General features: G+C 70.3%; 30 protein-coding genes and 1 tRNA gene. 9 read left to right on the forward strand and 22 right to left on the reverse strand.

Annotated elements, in window-relative coordinates; all coding sequences use genetic code 11:
• Positions 1 to 76: 76 nt before the first annotated feature.
• From OHV05_RS18740 to dnaK, 4 genes are all read right to left on the reverse strand, one after another.
• Positions 77 to 586, reverse strand: a complete 510-nt coding sequence (locus OHV05_RS18740) for a heat shock protein transcriptional repressor HspR (protein ID WP_403043880.1) — start codon at positions 584 to 586, stop codon at positions 77 to 79.
• Positions 587 to 593: 7 nt separating this feature from the next.
• Positions 594 to 1,733: a molecular chaperone DnaJ gene (gene dnaJ, locus OHV05_RS18745; protein WP_405018708.1), complete on the reverse strand. Its 1,140-nt coding sequence runs from the start codon at positions 1,731 to 1,733 to the stop codon at positions 594 to 596.
• Between the two features lie 105 nt (positions 1,734 to 1,838).
• Positions 1,839 to 2,444: a nucleotide exchange factor GrpE gene (grpE, locus tag OHV05_RS18750; protein WP_405018709.1), complete on the reverse strand. Its 606-nt coding sequence runs from the start codon at positions 2,442 to 2,444 to the stop codon at positions 1,839 to 1,841.
• Entirely contained in the window at positions 2,441 to 4,282 is a 1,842-nt protein-coding gene (dnaK, locus tag OHV05_RS18755; RefSeq protein ID WP_403043875.1) for a molecular chaperone DnaK, read from the reverse strand. The genes grpE and dnaK overlap by 4 nt, the downstream gene beginning before the upstream one ends.
• 293 nt (positions 4,283 to 4,575) lie before the next feature.
• On the opposite strand from dnaK, the gene OHV05_RS18760 reads away from it, so the two are divergent.
• The 4 genes from OHV05_RS18760 (at position 4,576) to OHV05_RS18775 (ending at position 10,093) form a co-directional block, all read left to right on the forward strand.
• Positions 4,576 to 6,786: a (Fe-S)-binding protein gene (locus OHV05_RS18760; protein WP_405018710.1), complete on the forward strand. Its 2,211-nt coding sequence runs from the start codon at positions 4,576 to 4,578 to the stop codon at positions 6,784 to 6,786.
• Between the two features lie 229 nt (positions 6,787 to 7,015).
• Complete coding sequence (locus OHV05_RS18765) at positions 7,016 to 8,161, forward strand: sugar phosphate nucleotidyltransferase (RefSeq protein WP_405018711.1); 1,146 nt, start codon at positions 7,016 to 7,018, stop codon at positions 8,159 to 8,161.
• A gap of 106 nt (positions 8,162 to 8,267) precedes the next feature.
• Positions 8,268 to 9,176 (forward strand): Yip1 family protein, encoded by a 909-nt coding sequence (locus OHV05_RS18770; protein WP_405018712.1) that lies wholly within the window; start codon positions 8,268 to 8,270, stop codon positions 9,174 to 9,176.
• Between the two features lie 26 nt (positions 9,177 to 9,202).
• Positions 9,203 to 10,093 carry a metal-dependent hydrolase gene (locus tag OHV05_RS18775; RefSeq protein ID WP_405018713.1) on the forward strand — a complete coding sequence of 297 codons (891 nt, stop codon included), beginning with the start codon at positions 9,203 to 9,205 and terminating at the stop codon, positions 10,091 to 10,093.
• 56 nt (positions 10,094 to 10,149) lie between these two features.
• Here OHV05_RS18775 and dcd read toward each other — a convergent pair whose 3' ends face one another.
• Positions 10,150 to 10,725 (reverse strand): dCTP deaminase, encoded by a 576-nt coding sequence (gene dcd, locus OHV05_RS18780; RefSeq protein ID WP_405018714.1) that lies wholly within the window; start codon positions 10,723 to 10,725, stop codon positions 10,150 to 10,152.
• 81 nt (positions 10,726 to 10,806) lie between these two features.
• Positions 10,807 to 11,028: a hypothetical protein gene (locus OHV05_RS18785; protein ID WP_403043861.1), complete on the reverse strand. Its 222-nt coding sequence runs from the start codon at positions 11,026 to 11,028 to the stop codon at positions 10,807 to 10,809.
• A 192-nt stretch (positions 11,029 to 11,220) separates the two neighbouring features.
• Between OHV05_RS18785 and OHV05_RS18790 the strand changes: the two genes are divergently transcribed.
• Positions 11,221 to 11,294 (forward strand) — tRNA-Gly (locus OHV05_RS18790).
• 89 nt (positions 11,295 to 11,383) lie between these two features.
• On the opposite strand, the gene OHV05_RS18795 is transcribed toward OHV05_RS18790, so the two are convergent.
• The 14 genes from OHV05_RS18795 to OHV05_RS18860 form a co-directional block, all read right to left on the reverse strand.
• Entirely contained in the window at positions 11,384 to 12,502 is a 1,119-nt protein-coding gene (locus tag OHV05_RS18795; protein WP_405018715.1) for a tyrosine-type recombinase/integrase, read from the reverse strand.
• Entirely contained in the window at positions 12,503 to 12,724 is a 222-nt protein-coding gene (locus OHV05_RS18800) for an excisionase family DNA-binding protein (protein WP_405018716.1), read from the reverse strand.
• Entirely contained in the window at positions 12,717 to 14,078 is a 1,362-nt protein-coding gene (locus OHV05_RS18805) for a replication initiator (protein WP_405018717.1), read from the reverse strand. Before OHV05_RS18805 ends, OHV05_RS18800 begins: the two co-directional genes overlap by 8 nt.
• Positions 14,079 to 14,142: 64 nt before the next feature.
• Positions 14,143 to 14,313 (reverse strand): hypothetical protein, encoded by a 171-nt coding sequence (locus tag OHV05_RS18810; RefSeq protein ID WP_405018718.1) that lies wholly within the window; start codon positions 14,311 to 14,313, stop codon positions 14,143 to 14,145.
• Positions 14,314 to 14,318: 5 nt separating this feature from the next.
• The gene (locus OHV05_RS18815; protein WP_405018719.1) at positions 14,319 to 14,504 is read right to left on the reverse strand and encodes a hypothetical protein; all 186 of its coding nucleotides are present in this window, start codon (positions 14,502 to 14,504) and stop codon (positions 14,319 to 14,321) included.
• Between the two features lie 105 nt (positions 14,505 to 14,609).
• Entirely contained in the window at positions 14,610 to 15,026 is a 417-nt protein-coding gene (locus OHV05_RS18820; protein ID WP_405021493.1) for a DUF3307 domain-containing protein, read from the reverse strand.
• Between the two features lie 5 nt (positions 15,027 to 15,031).
• Positions 15,032 to 15,565: a hypothetical protein gene (locus tag OHV05_RS18825; RefSeq protein WP_405018720.1), complete on the reverse strand. Its 534-nt coding sequence runs from the start codon at positions 15,563 to 15,565 to the stop codon at positions 15,032 to 15,034.
• 14 nt (positions 15,566 to 15,579) lie between these two features.
• On the reverse strand, positions 15,580 to 15,768 hold the full coding sequence (locus tag OHV05_RS18830) for a hypothetical protein (RefSeq protein ID WP_184916013.1): 189 nt from the start codon (positions 15,766 to 15,768) through the stop codon (positions 15,580 to 15,582).
• Positions 15,769 to 15,781: 13 nt separating this feature from the next.
• The gene (locus OHV05_RS18835) at positions 15,782 to 15,973 is read right to left on the reverse strand and encodes a mobile element transfer protein (protein WP_405018721.1); all 192 of its coding nucleotides are present in this window, start codon (positions 15,971 to 15,973) and stop codon (positions 15,782 to 15,784) included.
• Between the two features lie 13 nt (positions 15,974 to 15,986).
• The gene (locus OHV05_RS18840) at positions 15,987 to 16,667 is read right to left on the reverse strand and encodes a DUF2637 domain-containing protein (RefSeq protein WP_405018722.1); all 681 of its coding nucleotides are present in this window, start codon (positions 16,665 to 16,667) and stop codon (positions 15,987 to 15,989) included.
• 83 nt (positions 16,668 to 16,750) lie between these two features.
• Positions 16,751 to 16,927, reverse strand: a complete 177-nt coding sequence (locus OHV05_RS18845; RefSeq protein ID WP_405018723.1) for a hypothetical protein — start codon at positions 16,925 to 16,927, stop codon at positions 16,751 to 16,753.
• A gap of 84 nt (positions 16,928 to 17,011) precedes the next feature.
• On the reverse strand, positions 17,012 to 18,391 hold the full coding sequence (locus OHV05_RS18850) for an FtsK/SpoIIIE domain-containing protein (protein WP_405018724.1): 1,380 nt from the start codon (positions 18,389 to 18,391) through the stop codon (positions 17,012 to 17,014).
• A gap of 5 nt (positions 18,392 to 18,396) precedes the next feature.
• On the reverse strand, positions 18,397 to 18,744 hold the full coding sequence (locus tag OHV05_RS18855) for a hypothetical protein (RefSeq protein WP_405018725.1): 348 nt from the start codon (positions 18,742 to 18,744) through the stop codon (positions 18,397 to 18,399).
• A gap of 137 nt (positions 18,745 to 18,881) precedes the next feature.
• Positions 18,882 to 19,661, reverse strand: a complete 780-nt coding sequence (locus tag OHV05_RS18860; protein WP_405018726.1) for a GntR family transcriptional regulator — start codon at positions 19,659 to 19,661, stop codon at positions 18,882 to 18,884.
• Between the two features lie 17 nt (positions 19,662 to 19,678).
• Here OHV05_RS18860 and OHV05_RS18865 point away from each other — a divergent pair, with 17 nt between their 5' ends.
• The 3 genes from OHV05_RS18865 to OHV05_RS18875 all read left to right on the forward strand — a co-directional run bounded on the left by OHV05_RS18865 (position 19,679) and on the right by OHV05_RS18875 (position 21,255).
• Positions 19,679 to 20,149, forward strand: coding sequence for an NUDIX hydrolase (locus tag OHV05_RS18865; RefSeq protein ID WP_057234058.1), 471 nt, complete (start codon positions 19,679 to 19,681; stop codon positions 20,147 to 20,149).
• 456 nt (positions 20,150 to 20,605) lie between these two features.
• Complete coding sequence (locus OHV05_RS18870) at positions 20,606 to 21,004, forward strand: hypothetical protein (RefSeq protein ID WP_405018727.1); 399 nt, start codon at positions 20,606 to 20,608, stop codon at positions 21,002 to 21,004.
• Positions 20,992 to 21,255 carry a hypothetical protein gene (locus tag OHV05_RS18875; RefSeq protein ID WP_405018728.1) on the forward strand — a complete coding sequence of 88 codons (264 nt, stop codon included), beginning with the start codon at positions 20,992 to 20,994 and terminating at the stop codon, positions 21,253 to 21,255. Before OHV05_RS18870 ends, OHV05_RS18875 begins: the two co-directional genes overlap by 13 nt.
• A 322-nt stretch (positions 21,256 to 21,577) precedes the next feature.
• On the opposite strand, the gene OHV05_RS18880 is transcribed toward OHV05_RS18875, so the two are convergent.
• A complete protein-coding gene (locus tag OHV05_RS18880) occupies positions 21,578 to 22,573 on the reverse strand; it encodes a Fic family protein (RefSeq protein WP_405018729.1) in 996 nt (331 codons plus the stop codon).
• A gap of 662 nt (positions 22,574 to 23,235) precedes the next feature.
• Between OHV05_RS18880 and OHV05_RS18885 the strand changes: the two genes are divergently transcribed.
• Positions 23,236 to 23,772 (forward strand): hypothetical protein, encoded by a 537-nt coding sequence (locus OHV05_RS18885; protein ID WP_405018730.1) that lies wholly within the window; start codon positions 23,236 to 23,238, stop codon positions 23,770 to 23,772.
• A gap of 36 nt (positions 23,773 to 23,808) precedes the next feature.
• On the opposite strand, the gene OHV05_RS18890 is transcribed toward OHV05_RS18885, so the two are convergent.
• Complete coding sequence (locus OHV05_RS18890; protein ID WP_405018731.1) at positions 23,809 to 24,930, reverse strand: hypothetical protein; 1,122 nt, start codon at positions 24,928 to 24,930, stop codon at positions 23,809 to 23,811.
• Between the last annotated feature and the right edge of the window lie 9 nt (positions 24,931 to 24,939).

The following is a 24,939-nucleotide window of genomic DNA, read 5'->3' on the forward strand; positions in this document are numbered from 1 at the left end:
ACTCTCCCACTGCACGTAAGCCGCCGGTAGCCCCCTGACTGGGGGCACCGGCGGCTCGGGTGGACTGCGGGCAGGGTCAGCGCTTGGGCCGCCAGACCACCAGGGCGCTGGACTGCTGTACCTGCTGGTACGGCACCAGGTCCCGCCGGTACGAGGCGTGCACCGCCGCCTCCCGCTGCTGGAGGGCCGAGGCGGCACCCTCCAGGGAGTCGGCCAGCTCGCCGATCCGGGACTGCAGGGCGGCCACCTGGTTCTCCAGCTCGATGATCCGCTTGATGCCGGCCAGGTTGATGCCCTCGTCCTGGGACAGCCGCTGGACCTCGCGGAGCTGCTGGATGTCCCGGGCGGAGTAGCGGCGGCCGCGGCCGGCCGTGCGGTCGGGACAGACCAGGCCGAGGCGGTCGTACTGGCGCAGGGTCTGCGGGTGCAGGCCGGAGAGCTCGGCGGCGACCGAGATCACGTAGACCGGGGTGTCCTCGGTCAGCACGTAGTGGGTCGCGGCCGGGCGCGGGCGGCCCAGGCCGGGGCCGCCGGGGAGGCCCTCGCCGAGGCCGGGCCCCGGACCGATCGGGGTGTCGGGGGTCATCGGGTCATCACGCTCCCTCTACCGCCTTGAACAGGGCGGCTCGCGGGTCGTCCGAGGCGGTGGCCTCGCGGTACTGCTCCAGGGCCTCCAGGGCTTCGCCCTCGAGGTGCTTGGGGACCACGACCTCCACGGTGACCAGCAGGTCGCCGCGGGTGCCGTCGGTGCGGGTCGCGCCCTTGCCGCGGGCCCGCATGGTCAGGCCGTTGGCACTCCCGGCCGGGAGCTTGAGCTTGACCGAAGGTCCGTTCAGCGTCGGCACCTCGATGGTGCCGCCCAACGCGGCTTCGGGGAAGGTGATGGGCACGGTGACGGTGAGATTGTCCGCCTTCCGGCCGAACACCGGGTGGGCGTCGACGTGCACGGTGACGTAGAGGTCACCGGGCTGGCCGCCGCGCTCGCCCTGGGCGCCCTTGCCCTTGAGCCTGATCCGCTGCCCGTCCTGCACCCCGGCCGGGATCCGGACCTGCATGGTGCGGGCCGAGGAGGCCCGGCCGCTGCCGTGGCAGACCGTGCACGGGTCGTCGACCAGCATGCCGCGGCCCTTGCAGTCCCGGCAGGGCTCGGAGAGCGCGAACGCGCCCTGACCCCGGCTGACCGTGCCGGCCCCGACGCAGGTCGGACAGACCCGGGGGGTGGTGCCGGCCTTGGCACCGGTGCCCGAGCAGACCCGGCAGGCGGCCTGACTGGTCATCCGGAGCGGGACGGTCGCGCCGTCCACCGCCTCCTCGAAGGCGAGCGTCACCTCGGTCTCGACGTCGGCGCCCCGGCGCGGCTGCGGCTGCCGGCCGCCCCGGTTGAACAGGCCGCCGAAGATGTCGCCGACCCCGCCGCCGCCCTGCGGGCTGTTGCCGAACAGGTCGCCGAAGTCGAAGCTGCCGCCCTGCGGGCCGCCGGCCCGGTACCCGCCGTTGCCGAACAGGCTGCGGGCCTCGTCGTACTCCTTGCGGCGCTTGTCGTCCGACAGGACGTCGTACGCCTCGGAGATGTCCTTGAACCGGTCCTCCGCCTTGACGTCACCCTTGTTGGCGTCGGGGTGGAACTCGCGGGCGAGCTTCCGGTAGGTCTTCTTGATCTCGGCGGTGGTGGCGTCCTTGGGCACACCGAGGACCTTGTAGTAGTCCTTCTCCACGTAGTCCTTCGCGCTCATGGCTGCTGCCACCTCCCGGCGTCGTTCGCTGTTGCTCGTTCGGAGACGGCACTGCGGAGCCGCCCGTCGTCCAGGACGACGGACGACTCCGCAGCGCTCGTTCGGTCAGCTCTCGGTGGCACCGTCGGCCTTGTCGGAGTCCGACGAGTCGGCATCCGGCGCGGCCGTGCTCTGGGTGCCCGGCTGGGGCTCCGCCACGGCCACCATCGCCGGGCGGATGATCCGCTCGCCGATCCGGTAGCCGGGCTGGAGGATCTGCACGCAGGTGTCCTCGGTGACGTCCGAGGAGTAGCTGTGCATCAGCGCCTCGTGCAGCGTCGGGTCGAAGGGCTCGCCCTCCTTGCCGAACTGCTGCAGGCCCAGCTTGGCGACCACGGTCTCCAGGTTGTCGGAGACCGACTTGAAGCCACCGGTGACCTCGCCGTGCTCACGGGCCCGGCCGATGTCGTCCAGCACCGGGATCAGGGCCTCCAGGATGTTGGAGACCGCGATCTCGCGGACCGTCAGACGATCCCGCTCGACCCGCTTGCGGTAGTTCTGGTACTCGGCCTGGAGACGCTGCAGGTCACCCGTGCGCTCGGCCAACTCACGCTTCGCAGCAGCGAGTTCGTCGGCACCGGCACCCGCGACGGCCTCCTCGGCGGCCTTCAGCACGGCTTCCTCGGCGGCGGAGTCGTCGCCGGGCTCGCCGCCCTGCGGCTTCTCCGTCATGCCGCACCACCCTTGGGCTTCTCGTCGTCGACGATCTCGGCGTCGACCACGTCGTCGTCCTTGGCGGCACCGGCGGCGTCACCGGCCGGGGCGGCACCCGCGGCGTCGTTCTGCGCGTACAGCGCGGCGCCGAGCTTCTGGGCGGTGGTGGACACCTTCTCGGTGGCCTCGCGGATCGCCGCGATGTCCTCGCCCTTCAGCTTCTCCTTGAGCTCGCCGATCGCGGTCTCGACCTCGGTCTTGACGTCCTCGGGCAGCTTCTCGGTGTTGTCCGCGATGAACTTCTCGGTCGAGTAGACCAGCTGCTCGCCCTGGTTCCGGGTCTCCACGGCCTCGCGGCGCTCGTGGTCCTCGGCCGCGTACTGCTCGGCCTCGCGCATCATCCGCTCGATGTCGTCCTTCGGCAGCGCGGAGCCACCGGTGACGGTCATCCGCTGCTCCTTGCCGGTGCCGAGGTCCTTGGCGCCGACGTGCATGATGCCGTTCGCGTCGATGTCGAAGGTGACCTCGATCTGGGGCAGGCCACGCGGGGCCGGCGGCAGACCGGTCAGCTCGAACATGCCGAGCTTCTTGTTGTACGCCGCGATCTCGCGCTCGCCCTGGTAGACCTGGATCTGCACGGACGGCTGGTTGTCCTCGGCCGTGGTGAAGATCTCGGAGCGCTTGGTCGGGATCGTGGTGTTGCGCTCGATCAGCTTGGTCATGATGCCGCCCTTGGTCTCGATCCCCAGGGACAGCGGGGTGACGTCGAGCAGCAGGACGTCCTTGACCTCACCCTTCAGCACACCGGCCTGCAGCGCGGCGCCGATGGCGACGACCTCGTCCGGGTTGACGCCCTTGTTGGCGTCCTGACCGCCGGTCAGCTCCTTGACGAGCTCCGCGACGGCGGGCATCCGGGTGGAGCCACCGACCAGGACCACGTGGTCGATCTCGGACAGCGCGATGCCGGCGTCCTTGATGACGTTGTGGAACGGGGTCTTGCAGCGCTCCAGCAGGTCGGCGGTCAGCTGCTGGAACTGGGCCCGGGTGAGCTTCTCGTCCAGGTGCAGCGGGCCCTCGGCCGACGCGGTGATGTAGGGCAGGTTGATCGAGGTCTCGGAGGACGAGGACAGCTCGATCTTGGCCTTCTCGGCCGCCTCGCGCAGGCGCTGGAGCGCCATCTTGTCCTTGGAGAGGTCCACGCCGTGACCGGACTGGAAGACCTTGACCAGGTGGTCGACGACCTTCTGGTCCCAGTCGTCGCCACCGAGGTGGTTGTCGCCGTTGGTGGCCTTCACCTCGACGACGCCGTCGCCGATCTCCAGCAGCGAGACGTCGAAGGTGCCGCCGCCGAGGTCGAAGACCAGGATGGTCTGGTCGTCCTTGTCGAGGCCGTAGGCCAGCGCGGCCGCGGTCGGCTCGTTGACGATGCGCAGGACGTTGAGGCCCGCGATCTCACCGGCCTCCTTGGTCGCCTGGCGCTCCGAGTCGGAGAAGTACGCCGGGACGGTGATGACCGCGTCGGTCACCGTCTCGCCCAGGTATGCCTCGGCGTCGCGCTTCAGCTTCTGCAGGATGAAGGCGCTGATCTGCTGGGGGTTGAAGTCCTTGCCGTCCAGGTTGATCTTCCAACCCGTGCCCATGTGGCGCTTCACCGAGCGGATCGTGCGATCCACGTTGGTGACCGCCTGGCGCTTGGCTACCTCGCCGACCAGGATCTCGCCGTTCTTGGCGAAGGCGACGACGGACGGCGTGGTCCGGGCGCCCTCGGCGTTGGTGATGACGGTGGGCTCACCGCCTTCGAGAACGCTGACGACCGAGTTCGTCGTGCCGAGGTCGATGCCGACCGCGCGTGCCATCGTTGGTACCTCCATGAAGAAGTTGAGCTTTACAGGCTCAAGGATGCACGACCCGATCGGGTGCGTCAACAGTCATGAGCCGACCGGGCTCAACTTTACTGCGCGCTTATCCGCAGGGCTCGACCGGACGGGTGAGTATCCCCTTAGTGACTGCCGCCATACCTTGAGCATCTTCTGAATGGGTGTTAACGCGCGGTAGTCTCCGGGCCGTCGGCCCTGAAAGTTACTGATGAGTACACTCGGAGGGTCCGCCACCCGACCCGTTACACCCCAGCCGCTGAGACGGAGAGCCGATGCAGCTAGCAGCGATCGTCATCTCGCTGGTCACCACTGTGATCGGCACCGCGCTCGCCGCCCGCGCGGCCGCGTACATCTACCGGGTGGTGAAGACCGGTGCGCCGGACTCCACCCGTACCGCCAACCCGGTGCAGAGGACGAAGACGGTCGCCGTCGAGTTCCTCGGCCACACCAGGATGAACCGCTGGGGCGTGGTCGGCGTCGCGCACTGGTTCGTCGCGGTCGGCTTCTTCACCCTGGTCTCCACCCTGGTGACCGCCTTCGGCCAGCTCTTCGACGCCGAGTGGGTCATCCCGGTGATCGGGCACTGGCTGCCGTTCGAGATCTTCACCGAGCTGGTCGGCACGCTGACCACGCTGGGCATCGCCACCCTGATCGTGATCCGCCTGCTCAGCCTGCCGGGCCGGGCCGGGCGGAAGTCCCGGTTCGCCGGCTCGATCGCCTGGCAGGCGTTCTACGTCGAGTACACGATCCTCGGCATCGGCCTCTGCATCATGATCCTGCGCGGCCTGGAGGGTGCCCTGGCGGGCGTCGACCACTACGAGGCGGCGTACCTGGTCTCCTACCCGCTGGTGCTGGCCTTCAGGGGCCTGGCGCACGGGACCCTGGAGAACCTGATCTACCTGTTCGCGATGCTGAAGATCTGCATCTCGTTCGCCTGGGCCGCCACGATCGGGATCAACCCCTCGATGGGTGTCGCCTGGCACCGCTTCCTGGCCTTCTTCAACATCTACTTCAAGCGCGAGGAGGACGGCGGCGTCGCCCTCGGCGCGCTCCGTCCGATGACCAGCGGCGGGCAGCCGATCGACTTCGAGGACCCGGCCGACGACGCGAACTTCGGCGTCTCCCAGGTCGAGCACTTCGCCTGGAAGGGCATCCTCGACTTCTCCACCTGCACCGAGTGCGGCCGCTGCCAGTCGCAGTGCCCGGCCTGGAACACCGGCAAGCCGCTCTCCCCGAAGCTGCTGATCATGAGCCTCCGGGAGCACGCCTTCGCCAAGGCGCCGTATCTGCTGGCCGGCGGCGGCAAGGACGCCGAGGGCAACGAGATCGGCACCCCGGAGCAGCTGGCCAACGTGCCGGCCGCCGCGCTGGCCGAGGCCGAGCGCCCGCTGATCGGCACCGCCGAGGAGAACGGCGTCATCGACCCCGACGTGCTGTGGTCCTGCACCACCTGCGGGGCCTGCGTCGAGCAGTGCCCGGTGGACATCGAGCACATCGACCACATCGTCGACATGCGCCGCTACCAGGTGATGATCGAGAGCTCCTTCCCGACCGAGGCCGGGACGATGCTCAAGAACCTGGAGAACAAGGGCAACCCGTGGGGCATGGCCACCAAGGCCAGGCTCGACTGGGTCAAGGAGCTCAAGAAGGAGACCGGCATCGAGGTGCCGGTGATCGGTGAGGACATCGACCCGGCCGAGGTCGAGTACCTCTACTGGGTCGGCTGCGCCGGCGCCCTGGAGGACCGGGCCAAGAAGACCACCAAGGCCTTCGCCGAGCTGCTGCACACCGCGGGCGTGAAGTTCGCCATCCTCGGCAAGGAGGAGACCTGCTCCGGCGACTCCCCGCGCCGGCTCGGCAACGAGTTCCTGTTCCAGATGCTCGGCGCGCAGAACGTCGAGACCCTGAACGCCGCGCTGGAGGACGCCCCGGTCAAGCGGATCGTGGCCACCTGCCCGCACTGCTTCAACACCATCGCCAACGAGTACCCGCAGCTCGGCGGGCACTTCGAGGTGATCCACCACACCCAGCTGCTGCAGCACCTGATCGACGAGGGCCGGCTGCTGCCGGTCAACCCGGTCGAGGGTCTGATCACCTACCACGACCCCTGCTACCTGGGCCGGCACAACAAGGTCTACAGCCCGCCGCGCGAGATCATGGACAAGGTCCCCGGTCTGCGTCAGCAGGAGATGCACCGGCACAAGGAGCGCGGCTTCTGCTGTGGCGCCGGTGGTGCGCGGATGTGGATGGAGGAGCGGATCGGCAAGCGGATCAACACCGAGCGGGTGGACGAGGCGCTGTCGCTGAACCCCGACATCGTCTCCACCGCCTGCCCGTTCTGCCTGGTGATGCTCTCCGACTCGGTGAACGGCAAGAAGAACGAGGGCGCGGCCAAGGAGCACCTCAAGGTGGTCGACGTGGCCCAGCTGCTGCTCGACTCGGTGAAGGCCAAGCCGGCCGAGCCGGAGCCGGTCGAGGCCTGACCGCTCGTCAGCACCGGCCCCGACGCCCCCTGCTGGGGCGTTCGGGGCCGGTTCGCTTTCCGTCAGGTGAACGGTGCGTCGGTATGTGTCGCAACCCCGCTGGAACGGGGTGGCTTTGGAAGCAAATACAGTAGGCCCGGGTGCCCGTGTGTGCGGGTGCCCGGACAGGACAGGTGAGTCGCCCCGGAACAGCCGGTGACGGCAAGGGGCAAGGGGAGAGGCACGGACCATGACCGAGGCGATCATGCTGGTCGGTGGGAAGGGCACGAGGCTGCGGCCGTTGACCACCCACACCCCGAAGCCGATGCTGCCGGTGGCGGGGGTGCCGTTCATCGCGCACCAGCTGGCCCGGGCGGCGGCGGCGGGGGTGACCCGGGTGGTGCTGGCCACGTCCTACCTGGCCGAGGTCTTCGAGGACCACTTCCAGGACGGCAGCCCGTACGGCATCGAACTGGTCTACCTGACCGAGAAGGAGCCGCTGGGCACCGGTGGCGCGATCCGGAACGCCGCCTCCGGCCTGACCTGCGGCCCGGACGAGCCGGTGCTGGTCTTCAACGGCGACATCCTCTCCGGCCTGGACATCGTCGCCCTGCGGGACGGCCACGTGGCCGCCGGGGCGGACGTCACGCTGCACCTGACCCGGGTCGAGGACCCGCGCGCCTTCGGCCTGGTGCCGACCGACGCGCACGGGCGGGTGCTGGAGTTCCTGGAGAAGCCGGAGACGCCCGAGCAGATCGTCACCGACCAGATCAACGCCGGCTGCTACGTCTTCACCCGCTCGGTGATCGACCGGATCCCGGCCGGCCGCGAGGTCTCGGTCGAGCGCGAGACCTTCCCCGAGCTGCTGGAGACCGGTGCGCTGGTCCGCGGCGTGGTGGACACCTCGTACTGGCTCGACCTGGGCACCCCCGGCGCCTTCGTCCGCGGTTCGGCCGACCTGGTGCTCGGCCTGGTCGACTCCCCGGCGGTGCCGGGCCCGACCGGCGAGGCGCTGCTGCTGCCGGGCGCCACGGTGGCCCCGGCCGCCGTGCTCAGCTCCGGCACCGTGGTCTCCGAGGGCGCGGTGGTCGAGGCCGGCGCGATCGTCGAGGGCAGCGTGATCCTGCCGGGCGCGGTGATCGGCCCGGACGCCTACGTGAAGGACTCCATCGTCGGCGCGTACGCCACCGTGGGGGCGCGCAGCTCGCTGGACGGCGCGGTGATCGGCGACGGCGCCACCGTCGAGTCCGACAACGAGCTGCCCAGCGGCATCCGGATCGCCTGCGGCGTGCTGCTCCCGGTCGGTGCCGTCCGCACCACCGCCGGCCCGGGCGGCTGCCCGGCCGGCGAGACCTCGGCGGCGGTCGTGCACGCCCGCTCGGTCGCCGCGCGCTGACCCCGGCTGTGACCCCGTCCGTGACGGGGTCACAGCACTGCTGCAATCCCGCGCCGAAGCCATGATCAACCGACGGGCGGTCAGCTCGAACGGGTACCTTCGACTCGTGGCTGGCAACGGATACGACAACGGCGAGGGCGCCGCCGACCCCCGACGGGGGTGGGCAGCGGCGCCCGGTGGGCAGGACGCGCAGCAGTACCCCGGGGGCGGCCCGGTGGGGGAGCCGGAGTACTTCACCGCACCCCACCCGGGCTACCCGCCGGGGGCTCCCGGTGGTCCTGGGGCTCCGGGTGCTCCCGGGGCGTACGACCCCGACCAGCCGGGGCACACCCGGGCCTTCACGGTCGAGGACGAGCAGTACTACTCGGCCGGCCCCGGCTACCCGGGCGGCCCGGACCACGCCGGCCCGCAGGGGCAGGACAACGTCGCGGTGTACCGGGCCGGCGGTCAGTCCGCCCCGCACCAGGGTGGCCCCCGGCTGGCCTGGAAGGAACTGCTGACAGGGATCTACCGGGCCCCGTCCGCCACCTTCGACCGGATGCGCGACCACCAGGTCTGGCTGCCCGCACTGACCGTCTCGCTGGCCTACGGCGTGCTCGCGGTGCTCGGCATCGGCCTGACCAAGGACGAGGTGGTCAACTCCACCTTCACCGTGGCGCTGACCGCGATCGCCGGTGCGGCGGTCGGCTTCACGCTGGCCGGCGTGATGCTCGGCGCGGTCACCTACGGCCTGGCCCGCCAGCTCGGCGGCGACGGCCCCTGGCAGTCCACCGTCGGCCTGGCCGTCATCATCGGCTGGACCAGCGACGTCCCCCGACTGCTGCTGGCGCTCTTCCTGCCCGCCGACAACCTGGTGGTCCAGGTGCTCGGCTGGGTCACCTGGCTGATCTGCGCGGTGCTGCTGACCACCATGGTGCGCCGGGTGCACGACCTGCCCTGGGGCAAGGCCGCCGGTGCCGCCGCCCTGCAACTGCTCGCTCTGCTGGTGCTGATCAAGCTCCCCACGCTCGGCTGAACCATCTCTTCGTACGGAGCCCTCGCATGACCACCCTCCCCACCACCCACGTCAGCTTCCCCGCCGGGGCGGTGACCGGCGAGTCACCCGTGCTCGCCGTCCACCCGCTCGCCGACGGCCGGTACGCGGTGGTCACCGAGGCGACCCCGTTCCACCCGCTCGACCACACCTGGCCCGACCAGCCCGCCGACCTCGGCACGCTGACCGTGGACGGCGTGGCGCACCCGGTGGTCGACTGCCTGACCGGCGGGCACGGGCCGGCCGGCGAGTTCCTGGTCGGCGCGGACATCCCGGTCCGGCGGGGCGACCCGGAGTGGTCCTGGCTGGTGCTGCACGTGCTGGCCACCGACCCGGGCGCGGTCACCGGCCGGCCGGCCCAGCTGTCGGTCGACGCCGACCGTCGGGCGCTGCTCTCCGCCGCGCACAGCGGCTGCCACCTGCTGGCGCTGGCCCTGAACGCCGCGATCGCGCCGCGCTGGCGCAAGGACCCGGGCCGCTCCGACGCCTTCGGCAGCCCCGACTTCGACAGCCTGGCGATGGCCTCCTCGGTGATGGACACCGAGGCCAGCACCGACACCTACCGGCTCGGCAAGTCGCTCCGGAAGAAGGGCTTCACCGCCGAGGCCACCGAGGAGTTCCCGGCCCTGGCCGACGCCCTGCCGGCCCTCACCGAGGCGGTCAACGCCCAGCTCGCCGCCTGGGTCGCGGCCGACGCCCCGGTCCGGATCGAGGTGCCCGGCCCCGAGCTGACCGCCCGCCGCCAGTGGCACTGCGAGCTCCCGGCCGGTTCCGCCGCCATCGCCTGCGGCGGCACCCACCTGCACCACCTCGGCGAACTGGCCGAGCTCCGCACCGAGTTGACGCTGTCGGAGGACGGCAGCGAGCTGATCGCGGTGACCCGGCCGAAGCGGGCCTGACCGACTGCGCGAAAGGGGGCCGGTCCAGTGGACCGGCCCCCTTTCGCGTGCGCTCGTTACACGTCCGAGCGGTGGAAGTTCAGGTGTGAGCGCGAGGCCGTCGGGCCGCGCTGGCCCATGTACCGCGAGCCGTACCGCTCCGAGCCGTAGGGGAACTCGGCCGGCGAGGACAGCCGGAACAGGCAGAGCTGACCGATCTTCATCCCCGGGTACAGCTTGATCGGCAGCGTCGCCACGTTCGACAGCTCCAGCGTCACGTGACCGCTGAACCCGGGGTCGATGAAGCCCGCCGTCGAGTGGGTCAGCAGCCCGAGCCGCCCGAGGCTCGACTTGCCCTCCAGCCGGGAGGCGATGTCGTCCGGCAGCGTGACCGTCTCGTAGGTCGAGGCCAGCACGAACTCACCCGGGTGCAGGATGAACGCCTCGTCCCCCTCCGGCTCGACCAGCCGGGTCAGGTCCGGCTGCTCCACCGACGGGTCGATGAACGGGTACCGGTGGTTCTCGAACACCCGGAAGTAGCGGTCCAGCCGGACGTCGATACTCGACGGCTGGACCATCGCAGGGTCGAACGGGTCGATCACGACCCGGCCCTTGTCGATTTCGGTACGGATGTCCTTGTCAGAGAGCAGCACGTCCCCGAGGGTACGTGCATGACCACGCCCCGGACGAATCCCGTCCGGGGCACGGTCGAGGCCGATCCGCTGCTCAGGCGCTCAGGCCAGGAACTCCGCCGCCTCCAGCCGCAGCGCCCGCGCCAACTGCACCCCGGACAACTCGCTCACATCCGCCGGCACCGAACTCCGCAACCGCCCGCACTGCGGACACCGGATCAACCGCCCCGGCCCCAGCCGCGCCGCCCCGAGCGTCTGCATCGGAAACGTCGAAGTACTGAACAGGTGCCCCTCGGCACAGCGGACGACAGTGCGCTGCTCCATTGCGATCCCCTTCCCAAACCCGATGACGCCACCACGCCCCAGGGGCCACAAACACCCCGAGCCAGCGTCACATTAGGGGATCTACCGGACATTCACCGCCCCAACTCGCCGCCCCTCACCGGCCCGGCCCAGGTCAGCCTACGGATGGGGTAGAGTGTCAGACGATCGAGCAGTCACTGACGGCTCGTCAGTGCGGGCGTAGTTTAATGGTAGAACATGAGCTTCCCAAGCTTATAGCGCGAGTTCGATTCTCGTCGCCCGCTCCAGCAGTAAAGGCCCAGCTCAGGGACATGATCCCCGAGCCGGGCCTTTCATGTTTCCCGGGTCATTTTCGACCCCGTGCCCCCTGCGTGCCCTAAGCCTTTTCCGTGCCCTTGCCGAGGGACCTGGTGATGGCGGCGTCCATGCCGTCGGCGATCTTCTTGTCCCGCTCGCTGGTGGCGTGTTGGTAGATCAGCGCGGCCCGCACCGAGGCGTGCCCCATCCGGGCCATCAGCTCCTTGAGGCTCGCGCCGGTCGTGGCCGCCAGGGTGTTGCCGGTGTGCCGAAGGTCGTAGAAGCGGAAGCCCGGCATGCCCGCCTTGTCGCGCGCCTTCTTCCAGATCCGCCCGAACGAGGTGCGCCGGAACGGAGCACCTTTCTCGCCGACGAACAGCAGCCCCTGGGCGCCCTTCTCGGCGAACAGCTCCAGGTGCAGCCGGATGTCCGGCAGGACCACGGCGGGGATGGTCACGGTGCGCTTGCCCGCTTCGGACTTGGTGTCGCCCACCACCCGCCGGCCGGTGTTCAGCTCGGGAGCGGCCAGGCGGACCCGGACGGTGCTGGCCACCAGGTCGACGTCCGAGCGCCGCAGTTCGGCGAGTTCCTCCGGGCGGAGCGTGGTGAACGCGGCGAGCAGGACCATGGCCCGCCAGCGTCCGCCGACCAGTTGGGCCAGCTCGTAGACCTGCTCGATCGTGGCGGTACCGCGCTCGTCTGACGACTCCTTGCCCGCGCCCTTGATCCGGCAGGGGTTGCGCTTGATCAGCTCGTCGTCGGCGGCGGTCGCGAGGATCGCTTTCAGCAGCCGGTACGCCTTGGCCGTCGTGATGCGCTTGCCCGAGGCCAGCAGCTGGGCCCGCCAGGTACGGACGCGGGGAGCGGTGATCTCGTCCAGGTCCCAGGCCCCGAAGGTCGGCGCGAGGTGCAGCCGCAGCAGACGGCGGTACAGCTCGTCCGTGGTGGCCATCAGGTCCCGCTCGGTGATCCACGCTTCGGCGTACGTCGTGAAGTTGATTGCCCCGGCGTCTGGGTCGCGCCAGTCCTTGTTGTTGAGCGCAGTCTGAGTAGCAGCCAGCCAGTCATCAGCGTCCCGCTTGGTCTCGAACGTCTCCGGAGCCGGGCGCAGGAGGCCGTCCGGATCGGGGTAGCGGGCTTGGTAGCGCCCGGACGGGAGCTTTCGGATTCGGCCGAACTGCCGGCGCTTGCCTGCCACTTACGCCACCGCCCGCATGGTCCGCCGGGCCTGGCGCGGCTGCACGGTGTTGGCAGAGATGAAGGCAGCCAGGATGGCGGCGGAGACGCGGACATGGCGTCCGACCTTGACGTAGGCGATCCGGCGTTCGGCGATCAGTCGGCGCGGGAAGCGCTCCCCGCTGGTGTCCCAGGTGCCGAGCCGTTCGGCGACCTCCCTGATGGTGAGCAGTTGGTCAGCCATGGGTGGGTTCTCCTTCGGTTCCGGGTGCGGGGGTGAGTGCTTCGGTGAGCCAGCGTTCGCCGGGGGTGAGGCCGACGCCGGCGAACGTCCAGTGGGCGAGGACGAGGGTGGTCGGTTCGGTGTCGTCGCCCGGGGTGGGCAGGGGCGGTGTGTCGCTGGTTGCTTGGGCTTTGCGCCAGGCGGCGCGGGCTTCGCGGAGGGCGCCGAGGGTGGTGGAGTAGCGGCGGGTCTTGGTGGAGAAGTGGCCCCGGAAGCCGAGCATGTGGGCCCAGGCGCGGAGGCGGAGTTCTTTGAGTTCGGGGCGTGCGCCGAGGGTCCAGCAGGTGCGGACGAGGCGGCGGGCGTGCTCGGTGAGGTCGAGGTGGGCGAGTTCGGCGAGGAGCTTGACGGGGCGGTCCAGGGTGCCGGTGGCGGTCTCGGCGCCCTTAGTGGCGTACTTGGCGATGTAGGCGGCGACGGCGCGTTCGGTGAGGGCTGTGCCGGCGGTGAAGTCGGCGGTGCGGATGGGTCGGATGTCGAGCTGCTTGCCGAAGGCGAAGGTGTGGGCGGTGCCGTCGAGGACGGGGCCGGGGATCTCGGTTGCGGTGACGGCGGCGCGGATGGCGTCGGAGAGGAGATCGGGCGTTGCCCAGGCCGGGGGCGGGGTGTCGCCGCCTTCGGGGCCGTCGAGGCGGATGACGGCGTGGAAGTGGACGGCGCCGCGCTTTTGGTACTCGGCGACCTTGGCGAAGGACACACGGCCGTGGTCGCGGAACTCGCGTTGGGTGAGGCCGGCGCGCTTGGCGATCTCCCGGCGCAGGTAGATCGAGAAGCGGGCCCAGATCTTCCCGGCGTGGGCGTTCCAGAGCACGGCGGCGCGGTAGTCGTAGGTGTCCGGGTTGAGCGGCGTTCCCAACTCGGCTGCACCTTCGGTGTGTTGGGTGCCGCAGCGGCACCGGCCGGTGGAGGGGCGGTTGTGGACGGCGCCGAAGCCGGGGGCGGTGAAGGTGGCGAAGACGCGGGGGTGCGCGGTGACGGTGGCGGGGGTGCCTTTGCCGCCGGTGAGTCCGGCGGTGATCAGGTGGTAGGTGTCGCGGCGGTAGGTCTCGGCGCAGGCGGGGCAGCGGGTGGTGCGGCGGTTGTTGCAGCGCACGAGCAGGTGGCCGGCGGCGAGGTCGGTGGAGTTGAGGTGGTGGACGACGGGGCCGATCTCGCCGGTGGCCGTGTTGACGCTGTGTTCGGTGCGGTGGCCGTCGAGGCGGACCGGTCGGCCGCAGCCGCCGAGGCCGGCGAGTTGCCGCATGAGGGCGGGCATGGTGCCGAGTTGGGCGAGGGCGGTCAGGTCGGCGAGCGGTGGCGGGGCGATGGCGGTCATGTGGGTCACCTCCGGTGCGACAGGGGCCCGGAGCCGAGGGTGAGTCGGCTCCGGGGCCGGGCGGTCAGGACTTGTCGGTGGGCTTGGTGTGCTGGTCGGTCCAGGTCTCGGCGCAGACCTTGTGGGCGGGCTTGCCCCGGTCGGAGCGGAGGTTGGTGGGCTTGGCGCAGATGCCGCAGGGCTCCGGGCGCGGGGACCAGTGCTTCTTGTCGGACCAGTCGAAGTGGGCGCCCACCGGGGTCAGGCCCGGGTGAGGGTGCGCCGGGTGGGGGCCGGGAGGGTGCCGGCGCCGTGGCAGGTCGGGCAGTTCACCGGGACGGTGTCGCGGGAGCCGTCGGTGCGGCGGAGGCCGGTGGCGATCGCGACGCTGGCGAAGCCGGAGCAGTCGGAGCAGTGACGGGCCTGGGCGTGGTTGTGCTGGGGCATGATGAAGCTCTCCTTCTGGTCGTGGTCTTGTGCTGCGGGTTCGGGAGGGGCGTGGTCTCCGGGGCGGTGCGATGCTTGGCGGCTTGTGGCCGCCCCGGAGGCCGGTTAGAGCGAGGCGATCAGGAGCGCGGCCGGGAGCAGGCCGAGGGCGATGTGTGCGGCCTGATCGACGTGGGCTGCTCCGCTGGCGGCGCGGAATCCGGTCTGTCCGGTGTGATCCATCCACCAGGCGACGGCACGGCGGCGGTCGATGGCCGAGTGCGACAGGTGGACCCAGGCCAGGCCAGCGGCGACGCCCGAGACGGTCAACGGGGTGTGCAGGACGGCCGCGAGGGTGACCAGCGCCAGCAGGGTAAGGACGGTGTGACTGGCGGCGTGAACCTGGTTGGCGATCCAGCCGGTGAGCGTCCGGTCTGCCTTGTGGGCGGCCTGGTGGTCGGTCTGGGCCGGGTAGTCCGCCAGGTGGTGCGCGGCGAACAGGGCCGCGAAGGCGGCGGCGAACAATGCGGTCGAGTCGGTCATCTCGTTCACAGCCCCAGGGAGTCGGCGCGGACGGCGGCACGGTCGAGCAGGTGGTGAACGTCGGCCTGCCGGGTGGTCGGGGTGTCGTTGTACTCGTCCGGGGAGGTGACGGGCCGTCCGGTGGCGTGCAGGACTTCCATCACCTGGATGCGGGCCCGGCGGGCGGTGTCCGGGGTGCCGTAGCCGTGAGCGAGGACGGCGGCCTGTGCGCCGAGGAGGCAGACCCGGCCGGCGGAGTCCCACAGCGCGCCCTGAACCCAGCCGAAGGTGTTGATGTAGCGCGAGGCGAGGCGGAGGTGATCGGCGATGCTCACCGGGGTCGGCCGGGCCGTGCGGTGCGCGATCCGGTCGAGGAACGTCGGACCGGCCTGCGGGAAGCCGGCGTTCCAGAGCTGCACCGTGCTGCCGAGCGGGCAGACGTACGGGACGAGGACTCGGGCCGGGGCGGGGAAGGTGGCGAGGTACACCTCGATCTCGGCGATCAAGCCGGAGGCGTCCGGGGTGAGCGTGATCGGTGGTGCCAGGAGTGTGCTGGTCATGGCGGGTTGTCCTCTCACTTCTCGGTGACGGCGTTGACGCCGGATCGGGTGGTCTGGTCGATGACGGGGGCGAGGAAGGTGCCGGCGAGGTAGAAGCCGAAGAGGGCGATCAGGGCGGCGACCCACAGGCGGATGCCGAGGAGCTTGATCGCGGCGTAGGCGGCGCCGCCCAGGACGAGGACCAGGGGAAGGGTGATGTTCACGGCGGGTCTCCTGTCAGCGGACGGTGCAGCGGTGGGTGCGGGCGGCGATCTCTGCGGCGGGGCGGGAGTCGTAGTCGGCGGAGAAGCCGCAGCGCGGGGCGGTGCAGACGGCGGTGTGCTTCTCGCGGCCGTGGCCGTCGTAGTACGTGGCGACCTGGACGGGACCGATGCGGATCGTGTTGCGCGGGCGGATCGGGCGGGGCATGGCTGACCTCCTGTCAGGCGAGTTGGGCGGCGATGGCGTCGGCGAACTGCGGCGGGACACCGAGGCGGACGCGCAGGGTCGCCGAGTCGATCGGGGCGCCGGTACGGGTCTGGTGTTCGTCGGCGATCTTGCGGGCGTGCTCGATCAGCGCGGCAGGAACCGCCACGGTCGGGACGACCGGGGACGGTGCGGCCGGGAGCGCGGGAGTCGGCTCGGGAGCTTCGACAGCCTCCGGAACGGGCTCGGCCACCGGGGTGGGCGTAGGTGCGATCTCGGCCTCGTAGAGCGGGAGGTCGGGCTCAGGCTCCGCCGGGGGCGCGGTGGTGGTGGCGGTGTGGGCGAGCAGCGTGCCGCCGAAGAAGGCGAGGGCGGGCCAGCCTGCGACGAGGATTCGCAGCCAGGCCGGGACGTGGTCGAGGTCGAGGAGTCCGGCGGTGGCGACGTTGGCGCCGAGCGATGCGGCCAGAGCGATGGCGAACCAGGTCCAGGCAGCCCGTGCGGGTGAGCCCGAGGCCCGAAGGACGCGCATCCGGTGCCAGGCGGCGACCAGGAGCAGATCGACGGAGACGGGATAGGCCCATGCCTTCCAGCCGTGCTGCCCGGCGGCGTTGGCGAGGTCATGGAGGTGGGCGAAGGACAGCGCGCCGGCGATGGCGGCCTGGACGAGTACGGCGTCCGTGCGGGGCAGTCGCATCGGGCCTTCTCCTTCCGGGAGTTGGGGCGGGGGCCGGGCGGGGCCTGGAGTGGCCGGCCGCCCGGTCCTGGCGCTCTGGGTGGCTAGGCGGCGGCGGTGCCGGAGCCGAGGCAGGTCGGGCACAGGACCTCGACCTCTCCGGCGGGGCGGGTGTTCTTGCCCCGGCCGACGGTGTGGGTCTCGGTGACCCAGCCCTGTCCGGCGCAGGCGGTGCACTTGGGCGGGACGGGCTTGGTGCGGGTGGTCTTCCTGGCGGCCATGGGGCTGGTCCTTCCGGCTTTGGGCATGGCTCGGGTAGGGACTTGGCGTGAGGCGGTCACGCCGGACCGGGTGGGAAGGGTGGGTCAGCCGGTGACGGGGCGGGGCTTGACCAGCGAGGGGCCGCCGACCGGGGGTGCCACGGGCGGGACGTAGGGGCGGAAGGCCGCCAGCGCGGGCAGGACCGGGGCGAGGTGGGCGGTCTCCCGGCAGATCCGGGCAGCGTCCGCGAGGGACAGGTTCGGAGTCCTCATGCGCGACCAGCCGCCGGAGGAGTCACCGGCCACCGCGACGCCGGGCATCTCCGGGGCGATCTGCGTTGCGGCGAGAACCGCCTCGGGCGAGATGTCGCCGAGACCCATCTCGGCGGTCGTCTTGTCGTTGACGCGGTGGACCACGCGGCCGGTGAGCTGAGCGCGGAGCATCGTGGCACCCTTGCCCAGCTCGGAGCCGAACCTTTGGCCGCACACCTCTAGGAACACTCCGGCCGCGCGGCCGAGTTGGGCGAGGCGGATGAGCTGGGTGACCATGTGGTCCCGGCGTTCCTCGTCCTTGCGGGTGGCGACGAGGAACAGTTCGGCGACCTCGTCCACGATCAGCACCAGCGGCACCGGCCGCAGCTTGGCCGGCAGGCCCCAGATGTCCGAGGTGATCTCGTCGTCCGGCACCGAACCGGTGATCCCCTGCTGGTCGCGGATCAGGTCGTAGCGGGTTTCCATCTCGGCAACCAGCTTGTCCAGCAGCGCACTTGCCTTGTCCGGGTCGGTCGCCAGCGCCGACAGCCGGGGAGCGAACGGCGCCTGTTCGACGCCGAGCTTGCAGTCGATCCCCACCAGTGCCACGTCCAGCTTGGCGAGACCGGCGATCAGGTTGCGCATGTAGACCGACTTGCCGGTGAGCGTCGCGCCCAGGGTCAGACAGTGCGGGATGGCCCGGTAGTCGCGGACGAAGGCCGTACCGTCGTCCCGCAGCGCGACTGGGACCAGCAGCTCACCGGCCGGCAGTCGACGCGGCATCCGCACGTTGCGGAGCACGTCGAAGCCGGTCATCCGCAGCTCCACCACGCCGGGCTTGACCGACGCCACGTGGACAGCGTGCACGCCCCAGGCGTGGCGAAGGCGTTCCGCCGAGGCGGCCACGTCCGCCGGTTCCTGCCCCGGTGCCAGCCGCAGGCGGACCCGCAGGCCCGTCGAGGTCGGACGGACGCGGCGGATCTTCGGAGGCACCGGGCGGATCTCCCGCCGGGTGGTCGCCCGGGTGAGCAGGACCCGGAGCCGGGACGGAGCGACCGTGAGGCCGCAGGCGTCCATCGTGCTTCCGTAGGTGGCGGAGAACCGGACCGCCGTGACCGGCAGACCGACCGCCGACCAGTACACCGCCGGAGCCTTGACCCGGGCGTACGCCGCACCACCGGCGACAGCGGCCACAGGACCGCCCACCTCGATCAGCGTCAGCAGCTCGGACACGGCGCTCAGCCCTTCGCCGGAGCCGGGACGAGGGACGTGATGGCCATCGCGCGGAACGAGATGCCGTGCCGCTTCTGGCCGTTGAACTCGTTCTCCCAGTCACGGGCCTTGAGCCCGGTCACCGCCACTGGGTGACCGACCATCAGCCCCTCGGAGATCCCCGTTTCCGGCACGGTCACGGTGTAGAGGTTCGCCTCACCGTCGTCGGCGACGGTCAGACCCACGGTCATCAGCTTCGCGCCGGTCTCCCGGTCGAGGGCGATCTCGCCCGTCTGCTTGTTCACCAGCTTCGGCGCCGGCGGGATGACGACGAACACGAACGCGGTCGAAGTGTCGATCTTGAAGACGGCCATCGTGCAGCTCCTCTAGAAGAGGTTCCCTCATGCACTCATGTACATGAGCTGATGGATAGAAGAGTGCCCGACTCCTGTACATGAGTCAACCCGCCACGAGAAAGAATCTTGTGGCGGGCTGTCAGGGTGATGATCCGTCAGTCGCGAGCCGCAAAGCGGTAGTCAAGAACGAACTGGTCAGCGGCCATGGTGGTGTCGCAGACCTCAACCACGCGGCCTTCGCTGGTGATCGCATCCCGAACCAGGTGGATGACAGGTGAGCCGGGGCTCAGCGCGAGCGCGGAGCTCTCAGCCTTGGTCGCCAATCGGGCGCGCACGGTCTCCGTGAACTCGGCGAGCACGTAGCCGCGTTCCTCCAGGCGGGCGTAGATCCCTCCGCCCCCGGGGTTCTCGGCGAACATCTCGGGGATGTCCTTGACGACGTCCCAGGGCAGGTAGGAGGTGGCTTCCTCGGTGGGTGTCCCGTCTCGGAAGTACCGCCGCTTGCGCGCAAGCACCTTGGTGCCGACCTTGATCCCCAGCCGCTCGGCGATATCGCTCGGAGCGTCCGTCGGCCCTACGAAGAGCACGTTCACCGATGGGATGCCGCCGGATTGCTCCGCCTCAGCCAGGTAAGCCGCCTTGCCGGCAAGCCGGTGGGCGCGGCGGAACCGGTCCGAGGACTTCCGCTGCACCGGAGGGCGAGAGCGGACGTAGGAGCCCCGGCCGTGGTGCGTCTCGATCAACTGCATCGTCCGCAGCTCGGCAATCGCCTTCCGCACTGTGCCGGACGCGACGCCGTACCTTGCCATCAGCTCAGTTTCACTGGGCACCGCTTCGCCGGGTGCCAACGCTCCGGAGCGGATCTGCGTCGCAATGTCGTCCGCGATCTGCAGATACTTCGCCTTGGCCGTAGAGGCCGCTTCACCGCTCGCCATAGTCCTTCTGTTCTCCTATCCTCCTGTACATGAGTAGCAGCCGCCGAGAAGCCCCGTCAACGCCGCTCCACTCCGTGTCGGTGGCCGGCGTGGTGGTCCGTGAGGACGGTCGGGTCCTGGCCATCCGCCGGGCCGACAACGGAACCTGGGAGCCCCCGGGTGGCGTGCTCGAACTCGGCGAGACGGTCGAGGACGGCGTTCGCCGGGAGATCTACGAGGAGACCGGCATCAAGGTCACCGTGGACCGGCTGACCGGGGTCTACAAGAACATGACCCGTGGCATCGTCGCGCTGGTCTTCCGGTGCCACCCCGAGGGCGGGAGCGAGCAGCTCTCGGAGGAGTCGACGGCCGTCGAGTGGCTGACACCTGAGGAGGCCAGCGCCCACATGGGCGAGGTCTTTGCCGTACGGATCACGGATGCACTCCAGGACGACGCTCCCCATGTCCGTTCCCACGATGGGCGAACGTTGACCATGTCGGGGCGTTGAGTAAAAACCTTCTCTACGGGTTCAAGGCGACTCGCTACGCTCGCCGCGCGCGCCCCGGCTCACCGCCGGGCCGACGCTCCTGTCTTCGCCCCGCTCCGGCCCGGCTCCGCCGGCGCGCGTCTGTAGCGAGCACGCACTGAGATCCATAGGACTCAACCACATACCCCGCCCTCTCTCGGAGGGGGAGGCCGGCAGGCGCGAGGGTGCACCGCCGTCGTGGTGAACGTGGTGGGTCGCGGGACGGTCCCCTCCTCGATCGGACACCCAAGGGCGTACCCGGAACCCCCAGGGGCCGCCAAGGCCAGGCGCAAGCGTCACGGACGTGAGCCTTGGCGGCCCCTGGAGAACCCGGGTGCGGCGAAGCTGCCCGATCGAGGAGGGGACCACCCCGCTCAGCCGCCCACATGGGCAAAGAGCCCGCGCGCGACCAGCCCGCAGGCGATCTAGCTTGGAGGTATGCGCGTCGAAGTAGGGGACCTGTTAGTCGTGCGGTTTGCGCCGATCAGTGTTGAGAAGCTGATTGACCAGGCCGAGGACGAGGCTGAAAGCTGCCGCCTGGAAGGCATCCCGATCCTCTACTCGATCTCTACGGTCGCCATCCAGCGCAGCGCTGACGAGGAGCAAGAGGAGAGCTTGCTCCACAGGGTCTGCCGAGAATCCACTGCGGGAGGACGAACGATCTTCGTCACTGCCCAATCGGTCCTTGAGGAAAACGGCTTTGGTGTGCGACGCTCGGAACCTCCCACACATCACCATGACGTGATCTTCGGGATCAATCTGCACGAATCGGACGTTAACCGACTGCACACACTGTTTGAGACAGGGCGGAGGAAGAACCCAGCATGGCCGAAATGACTCAGCCGACGGCAGAGGTGCGGCTGGAGATCGATCTCAACGTGTCCTCTCCTGAAGGCTACGCACGCGTACGGCGCTCCAGGATTCCTGTCGATCTCCAGGTCGGGGAGTCCGTCATCGTGTTTGAGAGCGAGGATCAGCTCTCCGGGCCGGCACAGGTGGCGCGGGTCGACGAGAGTTTCGCGTACTTGGACGTCAAGTGGGATGCCATGGCCCATGACTCGTCCATCAAGCCGATGGCGTCGGCATAGTTTGCGTCCCGTCCGAGGGACGTGCCCTTCGTGTGCCCTAACCAGCGGATGGCAGCGGTAAATCGCGGTCAGTTGAGGGTGGCTGGCGTGCCAGGGCCGATGCCGCTGAGTGGCAGGTAATGGCTGGTCAGAAGCCTTTTACGGGGCCTGAGTTGGTGAGATTCCCAAGCTTATAGCGCGAGTTCGATTCTCGTCGCCCGCTCCACAGTAAAGCCCCAGGTCAACGGCCTGGGGCTTTCGCGTTCTCCGGGCAACTGGGAGATTCCGCAAGCGGTGTGGTCGGAGTCCCACAATGGTGCGCCCGGCCCCGGTCGTGGCCGGCCTAGGGGCTCTTCGGGCGCCTTTGGTGCTTCGCGGCCCTGTATGTGTCCAAGGCCTTCCGAGAGCTGCGCCAGATGCCGTCCGATCCCTGGAACGCTTCCAGGCGGCCGCGTTGGGCCGCCTGTCGCAGGGCGGGCAGCGAGAACTCCGTGTCCACCAGGGCGGCCAGAGGAACCATGCGGGCCGGTCCCGCCACGTTCGGCACGATGAAGCGGTTGAGGTTGTCGTGCATCGCTCGTGCGATCAGCTCTCCGAGGGAGCCGTAGTCGCCGGTGTCGGCCCGTTGCATCGCCGTCAGGTAGGCGTCCCGCTGCCTCTTGAAGATGATCACAGGAGGGTAGCCGAGGCGAACCAGGACCAGGTTGAGAATCAGTCTCCCGGTGCGTCCGTTTCCGTCGATGAACGGGTGGACCTGCTCGAAGTCGTTGTGCACCTTCGCCAGTTCTTCGGGCAGGGGGCGTTCGGGGCCGGCCCCGGAGGTGAGCCGCGTTGCAAGGACGAACACGTCCTCGACCCACTGCTGCACGCGGGCGGGGACGAGTGGCCAGGCCGGTGGTGCCATGCCTGCTGCAAAAGGTCTGATGTCGTGCTCACGGAAGTTTCCTGGGCTCTCCCGGTCCGCCGCGTCGGGGTGAGGCGCCACATCCCACACCGGTGTCAGGGCCGTGTGATGGACCTGGCGGACCTCGGCGACGGTCAGCAGCCTGCCGTCGTGCCATTCCCCGGGGTCGAGCGCCTGCCGGTAGACCCAGCGCGCAGCATCGGCGTAACCCCGGACTTCGTTGTACTCCGCCAGTGGCTTCGCTCCTACGGCTCGCCCTTGATCGAGGAGGGCCTGGACTTCGCGCAGGACCAGGGTGTTGCCTTCCAGGGCTGTCGAGTGGTGGGCCTCCTGATGCCAGATGTCATCCCAGATCGCTTGGGCCTCCCGGGGGTCCGGCAATCCTCCGTACCGCTGGTTCAGCTCGGCGAGGGCGGCGTCCAGCCGCTTGTACACAACCGCCCTGCTGGGGCGACCTCTCCCAGTCATTCGCTGCTCCCCTCGCATGGCCCGTTGGGCAGCCGGGCCCAAAGTTGATAACCCTGGGGCTCAGCCAATTGAACTTGTCAACTCTGGGGGCTCGTGCGGGTCCTCCATCGGCCGGTGGTTCACCGTGTCAGGCGCTACGGGCTGCGGGCGCTCCCTGTATGTGGCCAGGTGAATCGTGGTGCCCCGCTGTTGGCGCAACCAGGGAGTCGGCCGCACGCGGGTCACAGAGTTCACCCCATCGGGTGAGCCATCCGTGGTCGCCGGGTGGTTCGGACGAACTCGCCTTGGGTGTCCCGTAGTTGTCGATGAATTCGGGCCGGCCGGTCGGCTGTGACCTCTGCCACGGCCGAGGCGACGGCCGGAGTTATGTGTCCCGGCCCGTGCCCAGACGCGCTCAGCAACCCGAAGTTGAGGCCCTGTTCCGCGGCCCCGCTCCAAGGGTTCGTGCGCCGCTGATGCGTCGACGGCGCGCCCCTCGGATTCCCTGTCCCCGGCTCTCCGTGACCTCGTCGGCCCGACCCGCCGGGGGTGCCACGGCCGGGGGCTGGTAGGTATGGGGTGTGCGCTTCGACCTCGTGCCCATGCCGCCCGCCGTCCGGGACCGACCTCGGGACGATCGGGGTTACCCGGTGCCCGCCATCACGCCGTGGCAGGACGGGCAGCCGCAGTTCGCGTTGACCGACTACGGCCGCAGTGCCGACTGCGCGCAGCAGCGGCTCTGTTCGGTGTGCAACGTGCTGATGCCGCGCGGGCCGGTGTGGCGGGTGGTCGGGGCGGCCGAGGGGGCCGCGATCGGTGCCGCGCTGGCGGCCGGGCGGCCGTACCGGAATCTGGCCCCGACGCTGGAGGGTCCGGGGCACCGGGCCTGCATGCTGTACGCCTCGATGGTGTGCCCGTACCTGGCCAGGCCCAACGCCCGGCGCGGGCTCACAGCGGAGCAGCCGGACGAGCTGACGGCGCATGTCGTCCGGGGTGCGGTCCGGGGAGAGCTCGGTGCGGTGGTGGGGTACGCGGACTACGAGTTCGCGGTGACCGGGGCGCAGGTGCTGTTCCGGTTCTTCGACGTGATCGAGTACCTGCCGCACGACAACGCGGACGCGCACCTCGGGGAGCTGCGGGCCGAACTCGCCGCAACCGGCCGTGGGCCCGCCCAGCCGACCGGCTGAACGGGCCCACGGGGGCGGCGAGTTGGGCCGAAGGGCTCAGCCGAGCTGGCGGTAGGCCGGCAGGCCGTGGTGGCCGGACACCAGGGTCGGGGCGGCGGAGCCGTTCGCAGGGAGGGTCACGATGCCCGCCGGGGTCCGGGCGGCGACGGTGCGGCCGTCGGGGGACCAGGCCGGCTCGGTGTAGTCCGTGGTGGCGTGCGGGGTGAGGTCCTTGGCGGGGCCGGTCATCTCGTGGCTGTCGGTCCGGAACAGGTGGTCGTGACCGTTCACCGCGCGGACGAAGACGATGTCGTGGCCGTCGGGCGACAGCGTGGGCTCCGAGCCCTTGGCCACCGGGCCGCCCTGCTGGCGCAGGGCCTCGTCGCGGATGAAGACCTCGCCGCTGTCGCTGTTCGCGTAGACGGTACGGCCGTCGGCGCCGCCGCCGGCCGCCCACACGTTGCCGGTCGTCGGGTTCTGCGCGCTGTCCGGGCCCGAGTAGGTGCCGAGTCCCAGCAGCTGCGGCGTACCGCCGACGGTGGTGGCGGGCACGGACTTCAGCCGGGTGACCCCACCCTTGGCGGCGGTGAAGAACAGGTTGTTCTTGGCCGTGTAGTAGCCGTACGGCGAGGCCGCCGAGACCTGCCAGGCCGGGTGCGACCAGGTCTCACCGGCCGGGTGCCGGGCGACGGTGACCCGCGAGCTGCCGTCCGGGTCGGTGACGACCAGGTCACCGGCCCCGTTGACGAACGCGGCCTTGCGACCGTTCGGGGACCAGACCAGGTCGCGGACCTCGGTGCCGAAGTCGACCGTGGTGCCGTTCATCACGACGTACCGGGTGCCGTTGCTGATGGTCAGTCCGTTGCGGGCGGTGCCGTTCAGTACGGCCCGCGGTGCGTCGGCGACGGCCGCGAGGGCGACGGGCGGGGCGCTCGGGGCGCTCGGGGTGGCGGTGGGCGCGCCGGTCGGGTCGGCGCTCGGCGAAGCGGTGGGCGGAGCGGTGGGCGCGGCGGTGGGCGCGGCCGACGGCGCCACGGAAGGAGCGGCGGGCGAACCGGTCGCCGCGGCCGCCGAGTTGGCGGTGGTCGAGGCGCTGCACGAGGTCAGCAGCAGGGTGGTACCGGTGGTCACGGCGATGGCGAGGCTGATGGCGGTGTGGCGGCGGGAGCGAGCGGACATGGCGGTTTC

Origin of the sequence: Kitasatospora sp. NBC_00070 (genome assembly GCF_045041205.1) — a bacterium.
Taxonomy (GTDB): domain Bacteria; phylum Actinomycetota; class Actinomycetes; order Streptomycetales; family Streptomycetaceae; genus Kitasatospora.